The sequence below is a fragment of the Brevibacterium salitolerans genome (assembly GCF_039531405.1).
Taxonomy (GTDB): Bacteria; Actinomycetota; Actinomycetes; order Actinomycetales; family Brevibacteriaceae; genus Brevibacterium; species Brevibacterium salitolerans.
Map to the genome: position 1 here is coordinate 149,492 of NZ_BAAAPZ010000004.1, position 12,224 is coordinate 161,715.

A 12,224-nucleotide genomic window follows, 5' to 3' on the forward strand; every position below is an offset into this window, starting at 1 on the left:
GGTGGGAGTCCTCTCAGAGGGAGACGGGGAACACATCTGCTGAGGCAATTATGCGCCCCCGCGCACGAGTCTCTCCCGCCGCGTCCACTCTGCGGCGGGACCGCACTCGCCCGGCCGCCGCTCAGCGCTGGACGGGGTCCGCTCCCACGGCGCCGAAGGAGGCGAGGTCACGCGGAGTGGGCGCGCCCTCCCAGTCGCCCGGCGCGGTGCACATGTACGCGCCGCAGGCATTCGCACGGATCAGACGCTCCTCCACGCCCAGGCCCCCGAGACGTCCGCTGAGATAGCCGGCGACGAAGGAGTCCCCCGCACCCACCGTGTCGACGACGCTGATGCGGTGGCCGTCCACCTGCACCTCCCGCAGAGCTGCGCTGTGTGCAAGCGACTCCGCACCCGCAACCTCACCGGTGACGAAGACGGCGGCGCCGTCCTCACCGAGCTTCGCCACGACCTCGGCGGCGAGACGCGGCGCGCAGGAGCCACCCGCAGAGTCAGCCCGCTCCTTCAGAGACTCCCGCACTGCGGCATGGTTCGGCTCCGTGCCCAGCACCAGAGCGAGTTCGTCCACGGCGCCGAAGAGGATGTCCGCGGACTCCGCGAACTCACTCAGCACCTCCGCCGCGACGCTCTCCGGGGCGAGCGCCCTGCGGTAGTTCACGTCGAAGCTCACCGGCACGCCTGCGGCCCGGGCCCGGCGCACGGCGGTCCGGCAGGCCTCGCGCGCGGAGTCTGAGAGCAGCGGGGTGATGCCGGTGAGGTGCAGCAGCGCCGCCTCCTCGACGGCTCCGGGCACCAGATCGTCCGGGCTCAGCCGGGAACCCGCCGACCCGCTGCGGTAGTAGAGGACGCGCGCGGTGCCGGGACCGGTGAGCTCCTTGAGCATGAGGCCGGTGGGCGCATCCGGGTCCACGATTCCGCGCACCTCGACGTGCTCGCCGCGCAGCTCGCGGACCACCCGGCGGCCCAGGGAATCGTCGCCCACGCGGCCGATCCACCGCACCGGGGTCCCCAGCCGGCTCAGCCCCACCGCGACGTTCGACTCCGCGCCGCCGATGCTCACGTGCATCTGGTCCACGTGCGCGAGCGACCCCATCCGCGCCCCGGTCATGAGGGCCATCGTCTCCCCCAGCGTGACGACGGGAGCGGGCGAGACAGGAGCGCTCGCACTGCCGCCGGCATCCGCGCCCGAGGCCCCGGCGGCCTGCGGGTCCGCGTCTCCGCGGGCGCCGGTCATGCCTGCGCTCCCGCCGCGCCCGCGTCCCGCGCACATGCGGCGACGAACGTCCGTGCGCGCTCTGCGAGAGCGTCCAGGTCACCGCCCTTGAAGGCGTCGCCCAGGAGCGGGCCGCCCACGCTCACGGCCTCGGCGCCGGCGGCCAGCCAGGCCTGGGCGGCCTCGAGGTCCACACCGCCGGAGGGCACCACGCGCATGTCCGGGAACGGACCGCGCAAGTCCTTGACGTAGCCGGCGCCCACGGCGCTGGCAGGGAAGACCTTGACGGCGGCGGCGCCGCGGCTCCACGTCGAGTGCAGCTCCGTGGGGGTGAGCCCGCCGGGGATGACGGGCAGACCGCGTTCCACCGCACGGTCCACCACCGGCAGCACCGAGACCGGCGTGACGAGGTAGTGCGCACCGGCGTCCGCGGCGAGGTCCACCTGCTCCGGCGTCGTCACCGTGCCCACGCCCATGTCCGCCTCCGCACCGAACCTCTCGACCAGGACCGGCAGCGCCTCGAACGTGCCCGGCGTGGTGAGGGTGAGCTCGAAGCTGCGGACGCCCGCGGCGGCGAGCACCTCGATGACGGGCGCGTAGTCCTCCGCCCGCTGCGCCCGCATCACCGCGATGAGGCGGGACTGCAGCGTGCGTGCGGGGAGGTCCGGGCGCTCGCTCGCACCGGCAGAGGCGGGCGTGGAGGGATGTGACATGAGGCGTCTCCTCGTTCGGGTCCGGTTCGGACCGGTCGGACAGGTGTGGGTTCTCAGGTGTGGATTCTCCGCCACCGTGCAGCCACTCTGCCACCCACCCATCCGCGGGCGGCAGAGCGCACTCACGGCCACGGCTCACGCCGCTACGCCCGCAGGCCCACCCGTGTGAGGTCCGCGAACAGCGCGCGCGTGCCGTACGTCCACGGCGCGAGCTCCTCCGTGCGCCCCACGGCGTTGACGAGCCTGCCCAGCAGCGGGTTCTCGATCGTCACACGGTCGCCCGGCGCATGGGTGAAGCCCTCGCCGGGAACGCCGCGATCCTCCGTGGGGGCGAACAGCGTGCCCGTGAGGATGACGCAGCCGTCCGGATACTGGTGGTGACGGCCCAGTGCGGCCTCCACGAGGCTCTCGAACGTGCGGCTGAGCGAACCGCACGTGTTGAGCCCGGTGAGGACGTAGCCGTCGCCGCCGGCGGCCTCGGGCGCGCCCTCCACCGTGAGCTCGATGGAGACGGTCCGCGCGTCCTCGAGCGTGAAGCCCTCGTCGAACACGCGGATGACGGGCCCCAGCGCCGTCGAGCGGTTGTTGTCCTTCGCCATGCCCAGCAGCAGCGCGGAGCGGCCCTCCACGTCGCGCAGGTTGACGTCGTTGCCCAGCGTCACCCCGGCGATCCGGCCCTCCGCCGTCACCACGAGGGTGAGCTCCGGCTCCGGGTTGTTCCACGCGGAGAACGCGGGGATGCCGATCGCGTCGCCCGTCCCCACGGCGGAGAGCACCGGTCCCTTCGTGAACACCTCCGGGTCCGGCCCCAGCCCCACCTCGAGGTACTGCGACCACCAGCCGAGGGCCAGCAGCTGCTCCTTGACGGCGGCGGCCTCGGCGGAACCCGGCACCACCGCGCCCAGGTCCACGCCCACGGCGGCCTGCATCTCCTCACGGATCCGCTGCGCACGGGCCGGGTCGCCCTGCGCACGCTCCTCAATGAGGCGTTCGATCATGGAGCCGGCGAACGTCACGCCGCACGCCTTGAGCACCTGCAGGTCCACCGGCGCCAGCAGGGTGGGGGCGGTGGGCCGGGCCGGATCCTCGCCGGCGGCCAGCTGCGCGGGCAGGCGCACCTCGTCGATGCTCCAGGTGGGGGCGGTCGCATAGACCTGCGCCAGGTCCTCAGCCAGCGCGGACCGCTCCATCAGCGTCGCCGAGGTGCCCGCCAGGTGCGAGACGTCCCACAGCCCGGTGCCCCGATAGGCCACGGGCACGGGCACGCCGCGCGCCGGATCCCAGACCCTGCCCACGAAGGTGCCAGAGGTCTGGTCGACGGGGAGGACGTCGCGGAGGCTCGGTGCGGGGAACGCGCTGCCGCGGGAGGCACCCGCACCCACGGACTCGCCCGCGGGAGCACCCGTCCCGGCCACGCTGGCCGCCGCCGCAGCCGCCGCCGCAGCAGCCGAGGCGTCACCCGCCGTCACTGCGCCGCCACCCATTCGCCGTCCACCCGGCGGGCGATGCCCAGCGGATTGGCCTCCTGCAGCTCCGGCGGCAGCTGTGCGTCCTCCATGTCCTGGAACGCCACCGGCCGCAGCCAGCGCCCGATCGCCGCCGTGCCCACGCTCGTGGCGTGCTGAGTGGCCGCGGGGTAGGGGCCGCCGTGCTGCTGCGCGTAGGACACGGTCACGCCGGTGGGCCAGCCGCCGCGCAGCACGCGGCCGCACCGGTCCTGGAGGAGCTGCACCACGCGGGCCGTGTCCTCGCCGTCCGCGGAGTGGAGCGTGCCGGTGAGCTGTCCGCCCAGCAGGCCGAGCACGCGTTCGAGCTCCTCGGCATCCGCATAGGTGATGAGCACCGCCGCCGGGCCGAACATCTCCCGGCGGACGACCTCGGAGTCCTCACCCAGCTCCGCCGCCCGCACGCTGAGCACACCGGGCGCGGGCGGGTTCTCCTCGTTCCCCTCCACGAGCACGCTCACCCCGTCCGAGGCCGCGACGGCCTCGCGGTTGACCACGAAGCCGTCCCGGATGGCCTCCGTGAGCATGCCCGCACCCAGGTCCGCCTCCGCGGCGAGGCCGGGCAGCACACGGGCAGCGGCCTCGGCGCCGGCCTCCGGGAGCAGCAGCAGACCGGGCTTGGTGCAGAACTGGCCCACGCCCATCGTCAGCGAGCCCATCCAGCCGGCGAGGATCTCCTCGCCGCGCTCGGCCCAGGCGGCCTCCGTGACGACCACGGGGTTGAGCGAGCCCAGCTCGCCGTAGAACGGAATGGGCTCCGGGCGGGAGACCGCGCGGTCGAACAGCGCACGGCCTCCGGCCTCGGACCCGGTGAAGCCCACGGCCTTCACCAGCGGGTGGTCGACGAGCGCCTCGGCGGCCTCGCGGCCGGTGACCGCGCCGAACAGGCCGGCCGGCGCGCCCGCGGCGGTGAGCGCGTCCGCGACGATCTGCGCGGTCCGCGCGGCCAGCTCCGCGTGCGCCTCGTGGAGCTTGTGCACCACGGCGCAGCCGGCGGCGAGCGCGGAGGCGGAGTCGCCGCCGATCACGGAGAACGCGAACGGGAAGTTCGAGGCGCCGAAGACGCCCACGACCCCCAGCGGCACATTCATCCGGCGGAGGTCCGGGCGGGGGCCCATCCCCCAGTCCGCATCCGCGTGGTCGACCGTCGCGCCGAGGAACTCGCCGCGGCGGGCCTCCTCGCCCAGCAGCCGGAGCTGGAAGGCGGTGCGGGTGAGCTCGCCGCCCAGGCGGCCGTCCGGCAGATGCGATTCACGGCCGGCGATCTCCACGAGCTCCGTCCGGTGGGACTCGAGCGCGTCCGCGATCGCGTCCAGCCACGCCGCACGCTCCTCACGGGAGTGCGTGCGGGCCGTGAGGAACGCGGCGTGCGCGGCGCGGACCGCCTGGTCCGCCCCGTCCGCGCCGGTACGAGCCTGAGCGTGTGCGGGTGTCATGGATTCTTCCTTCCATTCGACGGCTGAGGATTCCACACTATTGGCGATCGACGTCCGGTCATGCTCACACCATCCCCAGCAGTCCCGGCAGCCACAGGCTGAGCACGGGGATGAAGGCGATGAGCAGCAGCGTCACCAGCATCGGGACGAAGAACGGCAGCGCGCCCCTGATCACCGTGGTGACCGGATACTTCGTCACCGAGGAGAGCACGAACAGCACGAGGCCCACCGGCGGGGTGAGCAGTCCGATCATGAGGTTGAAGATCATCATGGTGCCGAAGTGGATGGGGCTCAGTCCGAACGCCTCGGCCACCGGCACGAGGACGGGCGCGAGGATGAGGATCGCACTCGTGGGTTCGAGGACAGCACCGACGATGAGCAGCAGGATGTTCGCGAGGATGAGGAACACCAGCGGGCGGTCCGTGATGTGGAGGATGAGCTCGGCGGCGAGCTGCGGTGCCTGCTCGCGTGCGAGCACCCAGCCGAACAGGGCGGCGCCGGCGACGATGATGAGCACTCCGCCCACCGTCTCCACGCTCGTGGACAGGGCGTACCTGACCTTGTCCCAGCCCAGGTTGCCGTAGCAGGCCGCCAGGATCGCGATGTAGGCCACGCCCACGGCCGAGGCCTCCGTGGGGGTGAAGATGCCGGAGAGGATGCCGCCGAGGATGACGACCGCAGCGCCCACCGGCGGCAGCGCCCTCACCCCCAGGCGCACGCGTTCGCGCCGGCTCGCCTTCTCCATGCGCAGGTCCTCGCGCCCCCGGGTGAGGAACCAGACCATGGCGGAGAGCGCGGCGACGAGCACGAGCGCCGGCACGATCCCGGCCATGAACAGCGCGCCCACGGAGACGCCCGCGGTGACGGCGTAGATGATCGCCGGAATGGACGGCGGCATCATGGGCGCGATGAGCGAGGACGCACCGGTGATGCCCAGGGAGAAGCCGGGTGAGTAGCCGCGGCGCACCATCGCCGGCACCTGGATGCGGCCCATCGCGGCGGCATCGGAGATCGCCGCGCCGGAGATCCAGGAGAAGCCGAAGCTCGTGAGGATGTTGACGTAGCCCAGCGAGCCGCGCACGTGCCCGATCGCCGCGACGGCGGCGTCGTAGAGCCGATCGGTGACCCCGGAGATGTTCGCGAGGTTGCCCAGCAGGATGAACATCGGGACCGCGAGGATCGCGAAGTCGAACACGCCCGAGGTGGCCTGCTGGGCGGCGAGCGCCAGCGTCGCCGTGGGGTCGAGGAGGATGTAGACGAGCGAGGGGACGATGAGCGCCACCCCGACGGGCACCCGCAGGGCCAGCAGCACCAGCAGGGCGAGGACCATGATGAGAAGAGTCATGTCAGATGCCCTCCAGCTCCGCGGCCTTCATGACCGGGTCGAGTTCGTCCTCGGGGTGCCTGATCTGCAGGTACAGGGCGAGGATCGAGTGGATGAAGATGCCGATGAAGCCCACGACGGCGGCACCGTAGAGGAGCGTGGTGGGCAGGCTCGTCGCCGGCAGCGAGACGCCGCTGACGAGCACCACCATGGCGATGCCGGCGATGCTCATGACGGCCGCGGTGAGGATCACCACGAGCTCGGCGAACATGCCCACGGCCCGGCTCACGCGCGGCGGCACCGCGGACGCGAGCAGGTCGACCGTGATGTGCGCCCGGCGGCTGGAGACGAACATGGCCGCGAGGAAGGTCAGCCAGACCATCACGATGCGGGCCAGCTCCTCCGTCCAGGAGAGCGGCGAGCTGAACACGTAGCGCGACACCACCTGGGTGAGTACGAGGACGAAGACGCCCAGGAGGAACACGCTCGCGACGGAGCGCTCCAGGCGGATGATCCACCGGTAGATCCCTGAACTCTGCTCGAGCCTGTCCTGCCGGAAGCTGAGGTCCTCCGCCGCGTCGTCCGGGAGGTCTGCCGAGGCCGCGGCGCCTGCCGCGCCCTCGGGCTCTGCCGGCTGCGCGGGGCCGGGTGTCTGCGCGCTCATGACTGCTCCTCCGTCTTCTCGTCAGCGAACACCGGGGAGTCCTCCGGGTCGGTGCCCACCACGGTGGGCGTGTCCGCGGCGAGCTCCTCCTGCACCTCCAGGTACAGATCGCCCCATTCCTTGGCGGGCAGCAGGTTCTCCTTCACACCCTGCTGGAAGGCCTCCGAGTCGATGTCCTCGACGATCTCGATGGTGCCCTCGGCGCGCCACTGCTCGAGGATCTCCCGCTCCTCGTCCTCGATGCACTTGAGGTTGGCCAGGCGGGCGGAGTCCGCGGCCTCGAGCACGGCCGTCCGCTCGTCCTCGCTGAGCCCCTCCATGAACTTCTCGCTCGCGACCAGCTGCACGCCCTGCACCATGTGGCGGGTGAGGCTCACGGTGGACTGCACCTCCTCGAACTTGTTCGAGGCGATGGTCGGGATGGGGTTCTCCTCCGCATCGATCGCGCCCTGCTGCAGGCCCAGGTAGACCTCGGAGAGCGCCATCGGTGTGGCCGTGCCCCCGAGCGCCCGGAGCGTCTCGAGGTAGAGCGCGGCATCGGGCGTGCGGATCTTGAGCCCGCGGAGGTCCTCGGGCGAACGCACCGGCTTGTTCGCCGTGATGTTGCGGGCACCGTAGTACCAGGAGCTGAAGACGCGCAGGCCGGTCTCCTCGGCCATGTCGTCGTACAGGTGCGTGAGCAGGGGGCTGCGGGTGGCGCGGTCGTATTCGCGGCTGTTCTCGAAGAGGAACGCTCCGTCCACCACCTCGGCGGCCGGATACCAGGCGCCGAAGAAGGAGCCGCCGGAGATGCCGATGTCGAGTGCGCCCGTCGCGACCTGCTCGATGATCTCCGGCTCGCCGCCCAGCTGTCCGGCCGGATACACCTTGAGGTCGATGCCGTCCTGGGCGAGCTCCTCCTTCATCGTCGCAGTCCCGCACGTGTTGGCGGGGTGGCCGGGCTCGTAGACGTTCGCCAGGCGCACGACCGTGGCATCCGGGTCCGGCGCCTCGGCGGCGAAGCCGCTGATGTCGACCGGCTGCATGAGGCTGCAGCCGCTCAGTGCCAGGGCGCTCGCGCCTGCCGCGAGCGCGGTGAGCGTCTTCCTTCTCATGACTCCTCCATCGCAGTCGTCTCCGTTCCGTCCGTCTCCGCCGGGGCGGGCAGCTCCATGCCGAGGTCGCGGGCGAGCACCCGCAGGTCCGCGACGAGCCCGGCGCCCAGCGTGAGGCGCTCCGCGTGCCGCCGGTGCAGCGCGTACTCCTTCTCCCCCGGCACGAGCACGTCCGTGCCGGCCCCGTGCACCGCACCCGCGAGGTCGTCCACGCGGGCCTCGACCGTACTCCTTCCCGCGAAGGCGCCGGTGTCGAGGACGAGGAGCAGGTGGCCGTTGTTCATCCGCGCGTCCGGGCTCTCCCAGATGTCCTGCGTGTCGAACGCGAACGTGGCCGGGGTGAGTGCGGCGGACAGCCCTTCGAGCAGGACGGAGAGCCCTGAGCCCTTGTGGCCCCCGAACGGCAGCAGCGCACCGCCGATCGCGGCGTCCGGGTCCGTGGTGGGCTCGCCCTGGGCGTCCACCGCCCAGCCCGCGGGGATCTCACGACCTGCCTGCTTGGCCGCCATCACCTTGCCGAGCGCACCCGCCGAAGTCGCCATGTCGACCGTCAGGGGGTCGCCGGTGCTCGGCATCGCGACCGTGAGCGGGTTGGTGCCCAGCACGGTGCGCACGCCGCCGTAGGGGGCGGTGACGGGTCCCGTGGTCGAGGTGAGGATGCCGATCATGCCCTGTGCCGCGAGCTGGTCCGTCCAGAACTGCCCCGCACCGTAGTGGCTGGAGTTGTGCACCGCGAGGGCGCTCACACCGTGCGCGGCGGCGCGGTCCAGGCTCCAGTCCACCGCCGCCTGCATCACGACCTGGCCGAGGCCCGCGTCGCCGTCGAGCCTGCCGGTGGCGCCGTCCGCGTTCTCGAAGCGCAGCTGCGGGCGTGCGGAGATGCCGCCGTGCCGCAGCGCGCTCACGTAGAGCGGCAGGCGCAGGAGGCCGTGCGAGCCGATGCCCCGCTGGTCCGCCTCCACGAGCGAGCGGGCGACGAGCGCGGCGTCCGGCTCCGGCACCCCCTGGGAGACGAGGGCTGCGCGGGCGAAGCCCACCAGCTCGTCGACCGCGAAGAGGCGGTCCCTCTCGTCCTGCGTCATTGCTGTTCCTCCGATTCCTCAGTGAATCCGTGACGTGGTGTTCCGTCTGTGTGCGAAAAGGTGTCAGTGTGCAAAGGGCTGTCTGTGTGCGGGGCCGGCCGCTGCTCCTCCGCGCGCCCGGGCGGTCCGGCGCAGCTGTGCGCCGACCGCGTTCAGTGCCGTGCGGGGGCGTTCACAGTGAGACTCCGAAGCGCCCGCGCGACACCTGGAAGCCCACATTGGCCCGCGGTCGCGTCGCCTGGACGAACGCGCCCGCGGCGGCCTGGGCGACCGCGGTCAGGATCGCCTCGAGCGCGGCGTCTGAGGCTCTGCCCGTGCCGCCGGCGGCCACCCCGCCCGAGTCCGGCTCGCCCTCCGCACCGTCCTCCCGCGGGAGGTCCAGCACGAGGTCCATGCCCTGTGCCCGGCCCGCCGTGCCCACCTGGACGGTCGGCAGGAAGCGGTGCGGCTGGCGGGGGTGTAAGTCCGCGAACACCACGAGCACGCTCGCGCCCGAGGCGCCCAGCCCCGTGGCCGTCTCCAACCAGTCCGAGGAGGAGTCGTCCATGAGGTGCAGGCCGGGGATCCGGACCTGGGCGGCATGCGGGAGCGTGGGCTCCGGGTGCGGGCCGAGGCCCAGGGGTAGGAGGAACGACTCCTGCTCCAGCACGGGATCACTCGCGGCGAGGAGCACCCCGGTGCCTCCCGCCAGGAGCCTGCGGACCAGCGCGGCGACCAGGGGCGCGGTGCTCGCGGCGTTCCTCGCGGAGGTGGAGATGCCCACGAGGGGCGCGGGCCCGCCCTCGGTGTTCGGGGCGCCCTCGGCGGCGAGGGCGCTCGCGGCCTCGCCCTCCGCCCCGCGGACGCGCGCCGCGCTGTGAGCTTCCTCCTTCGCAGGTGCGCCGGTGCCTGCGGCGCGCCCCGTCCTCGCGGCCTGCGCGCCTGCGAGCGCGGAGACGACGTGCTCCGTGACGCGGGCGATCCCGCCCTCGGCCTGGATGCTCGCCCAGTCGAAGTCACCGGCGTCCACCCCGCGCGCGGCGAGGGAGTCGCGGAAGAAGTCGTTGTGGGTCTTCTCGCAGCCGTGCTCCAGGAACACGGCGTGCGCGGTGAGGGGATGCGTGGCGTAACCCAGCAGCGTGTCCCGGAAGATCTCCTCGGCGCTGCCGGAGGACACGCCGCAGCCCTCCGTGTGGGAGAGCGCCACGACGGGCAGAGCGCCCGAGACGCCGGCCTGCCCACGGGAGGAACCGGCCGCGTCACCGGAGGCGCCGGCACCCGCACCGGGCGAGCCGACCGCGTCACCGGAGGCGCCGGCCTGCTCACCGGTCACGCGCGCGGCGATCTGCTCCGCCACCTGGCCGGAGCACAGGCTGGTGGGCAGCACGAGGTCGAAGCGGTTGCCGGCCACGACGATCTCCGGTGCCGCAGCCACGCCGGCCAACTCCGCAGCCGCACCGGCCGGTGCCGTCGGAGCGGCACCGGAGCTGGCCTCGGGCACCTCCCCTGCACCGGTGCGCGCGTCCGCGCCGGATCCACCCAGCGGCAGCAGGGGCTCCCCCGTGAAGGAGCTGCGGTCCCTGCCGGCGGCTCCGGCCGTCCCGTCCGCGGTGCTGCGGAAGTGCCAGCTGCGCCAGATCTGCGTCTGCGACTGCCGGCTCGCCTCGCCCTTGGCGGGCTGTCCGCCGGCGGTCGCCACCGCCAGCTCGAACAGCTCCTGCCCCTCCGCGTCCATCGAGTGGCCGTCGAGGATGCGGCCGGCGTTGAAGTCCATGTCGCTTTCCAGATGCCGGAACCGCGCGGTGGTCGTGACGACCTTGAGCGTGGGCACGAAGGGGAAGTTCGTGATGGACCCGTTGCCGGTGGTGAAGATGATGAGGTTGGCGCCGCTCGCCACCTGGCCCGCCACGGATTCGAGGTCGTTGCCCGGGCTGTCCATGAAGTAGAAGCCGGGCCGGTCCATGGGCTCCGCGTAGTCGATGACGTGGTCGATGGCGGTGCGCGGGTCCTTCTTACGTGCTGCGCCCAGCGACTTCAGCGTGATGTTGTAGAGCCCGCGGTAGATGTTCCCGCCGGACACGTTGCCCTCCGCGGTGTGGCCGTGCGCCTGCGCGTAGTCCTTGAAGCGCTGCTGGATCTCCAGGAACCGGTCCGTGACGGAGGCATCCGCCACGCGGGCGAGTGTGAAGACCTCGGAGCCGATCAGCTCGTCCGTCTCCGCGAGGCCCACCGCGCCGCCGTGATCGATGAGCGTGTGCATCGCCCGGCCGAGGACCTGGTTGGCGGAGACGCCGGAGAACGCGTCGGAACCGCCGCACTGCATCCCCACCTTGAGCGCGCTCAGCGGGGCCGGCTCACGCACACAGCTCTTCACCCGCTCCACCACGGACTCCGCGGCCGCGACGATCCCCGCCACGGCCTCCTCCGAGGCGTCCGCGGCCAGGCAGAACCGCACCGTGTACTCGTGGGGCGAATGGGGCAGCTCACCCAGCGCCGCGAGCACGTCACGGTTGCTCACGGCGGCCTCGGGGTCCCCCACGACGATCGCCGCACCCACATTGGGGTTCACCGCGAATCCGGCCAGGGTCCGCACGAGCAGGGGTGCGTTGAGCGGGGCATCATCGCCGCCGCCCTCCGTGTGGACCACCGGGACGACGCCGTCGAAGCCCTCCGTCGCAGGGTGCCTGCGCGCCAGCTCGTCGGCCGCCGCGAGCACCGCCGCGCGGGAGCGGGAGGTCGTGCCGATCACCGCGAGGTGGTTGCGCGTGCCCCAGCCCCGTGACGGCCCGCGGCGGTATCCGGGGAAGGTCCGCTCGCCCGTGTGCGCCGGCGCATTGTGGCCGAACACCGGCGCCTGCGGCAGCGTGCGCTCGGCGACGGTGTCCCGATCGCTGAAGTTCACGACCGGCGGGGACTCCTGCGGGAAGTCCTGCGGGTTCCGCTGCAGCAGCACCTCGCGCATCTTCTCATTGCAGACGTAGTCACCCGGTGCGAGGTCCGCAAGCGCCGTGCCGAAGGGCAGACCCCAGGACAGCAGCGGCTCGCCCGCACGCACCGGACGCACGCAGATCCGGTGTCCCTGCAGCACGGCGTGCCGCAGGACGACCGGAGCGCCCTCGATGTCGAGGCGCTGACCGGCCTCGAGCCTCTCCGGCACGATGGCGACATTGTCCTCGGGGGTGGGGAGGATGTACGTGGGAGGCATTGTTCGCGT

Annotated in this window: 9 protein-coding genes; all 9 read right to left on the bottom strand. The window is 72.6% G+C overall.

Translation table 11 applies throughout. The annotated features are described in order from the left end of the window. Positions 1 to 121 precede the first annotated feature (121 nt). Entirely contained in the window at positions 122 to 1,234 is a 1,113-nt protein-coding gene (locus ABD240_RS06330) for a sugar kinase (protein ID WP_344336324.1), read from the bottom strand. Then, positions 1,231 to 1,926, bottom strand: coding sequence for a bifunctional 4-hydroxy-2-oxoglutarate aldolase/2-dehydro-3-deoxy-phosphogluconate aldolase (locus ABD240_RS06335; protein ID WP_344336326.1), 696 nt, complete (start codon positions 1,924 to 1,926; stop codon positions 1,231 to 1,233). The genes ABD240_RS06330 and ABD240_RS06335 overlap by 4 nt, the downstream gene beginning before the upstream one ends. 143 nt (positions 1,927 to 2,069) lie before the next feature. Continuing rightward, the gene (locus tag ABD240_RS06340; RefSeq protein ID WP_344336329.1) at positions 2,070 to 3,410 is read right to left on the bottom strand and encodes a fumarylacetoacetate hydrolase family protein; all 1,341 of its coding nucleotides are present in this window, start codon (positions 3,408 to 3,410) and stop codon (positions 2,070 to 2,072) included. Next, positions 3,392 to 4,867: an aldehyde dehydrogenase (NADP(+)) gene (locus ABD240_RS06345; RefSeq protein WP_344336331.1), complete on the bottom strand. Its 1,476-nt coding sequence runs from the start codon at positions 4,865 to 4,867 to the stop codon at positions 3,392 to 3,394. Before ABD240_RS06345 ends, ABD240_RS06340 begins: the two co-directional genes overlap by 19 nt. A 64-nt stretch (positions 4,868 to 4,931) precedes the next feature. Then, the gene (locus ABD240_RS06350; protein ID WP_344336333.1) at positions 4,932 to 6,212 is read right to left on the bottom strand and encodes a TRAP transporter large permease; all 1,281 of its coding nucleotides are present in this window, start codon (positions 6,210 to 6,212) and stop codon (positions 4,932 to 4,934) included. Between the two features lies 1 nt (position 6,213). Then, the gene (locus ABD240_RS06355) at positions 6,214 to 6,855 is read right to left on the bottom strand and encodes a TRAP transporter small permease (RefSeq protein ID WP_344336335.1); all 642 of its coding nucleotides are present in this window, start codon (positions 6,853 to 6,855) and stop codon (positions 6,214 to 6,216) included. Beyond that, positions 6,852 to 7,949 carry a DctP family TRAP transporter solute-binding subunit gene (locus ABD240_RS06360; protein WP_291796922.1) on the bottom strand — a complete coding sequence of 366 codons (1,098 nt, stop codon included), beginning with the start codon at positions 7,947 to 7,949 and terminating at the stop codon, positions 6,852 to 6,854. The genes ABD240_RS06355 and ABD240_RS06360 overlap by 4 nt, the downstream gene beginning before the upstream one ends. Further along, positions 7,946 to 9,031 (bottom strand): Ldh family oxidoreductase, encoded by a 1,086-nt coding sequence (locus tag ABD240_RS06365; RefSeq protein WP_344336339.1) that lies wholly within the window; start codon positions 9,029 to 9,031, stop codon positions 7,946 to 7,948. Before ABD240_RS06365 ends, ABD240_RS06360 begins: the two co-directional genes overlap by 4 nt. A 172-nt stretch (positions 9,032 to 9,203) precedes the next feature. Then, positions 9,204 to 12,215: a UxaA family hydrolase gene (locus tag ABD240_RS06370; protein WP_344336342.1), complete on the bottom strand. Its 3,012-nt coding sequence runs from the start codon at positions 12,213 to 12,215 to the stop codon at positions 9,204 to 9,206. Between the last annotated feature and the right edge of the window lie 9 nt (positions 12,216 to 12,224).

Coding starts and splice junctions, on each gene's coding strand:
- ABD240_RS06330 (WP_344336324.1), bottom strand. CDS start 1,234: ATGACCGGCGCCCGCGGAGACGCGGACCCGCAGGCCGCCGGGGCCTCG.
- ABD240_RS06335 (WP_344336326.1), bottom strand. CDS start 1,926: ATGTCACATCCCTCCACGCCCGCCTCTGCCGGTGCGAGCGAGCGCCCG.
- ABD240_RS06340 (WP_344336329.1), bottom strand. CDS start 3,410: ATGGGTGGCGGCGCAGTGACGGCGGGTGACGCCTCGGCTGCTGCGGCG.
- ABD240_RS06345 (WP_344336331.1), bottom strand. CDS start 4,867: ATGACACCCGCACACGCTCAGGCTCGTACCGGCGCGGACGGGGCGGAC.
- ABD240_RS06350 (WP_344336333.1), bottom strand. CDS start 6,212: ATGACTCTTCTCATCATGGTCCTCGCCCTGCTGGTGCTGCTGGCCCTG.
- ABD240_RS06355 (WP_344336335.1), bottom strand. CDS start 6,855: ATGAGCGCGCAGACACCCGGCCCCGCGCAGCCGGCAGAGCCCGAGGGC.
- ABD240_RS06360 (WP_291796922.1), bottom strand. CDS start 7,949: ATGAGAAGGAAGACGCTCACCGCGCTCGCGGCAGGCGCGAGCGCCCTG.
- ABD240_RS06365 (WP_344336339.1), bottom strand. CDS start 9,031: ATGACGCAGGACGAGAGGGACCGCCTCTTCGCGGTCGACGAGCTGGTG.
- ABD240_RS06370 (WP_344336342.1), bottom strand. CDS start 12,215: ATGCCTCCCACGTACATCCTCCCCACCCCCGAGGACAATGTCGCCATC.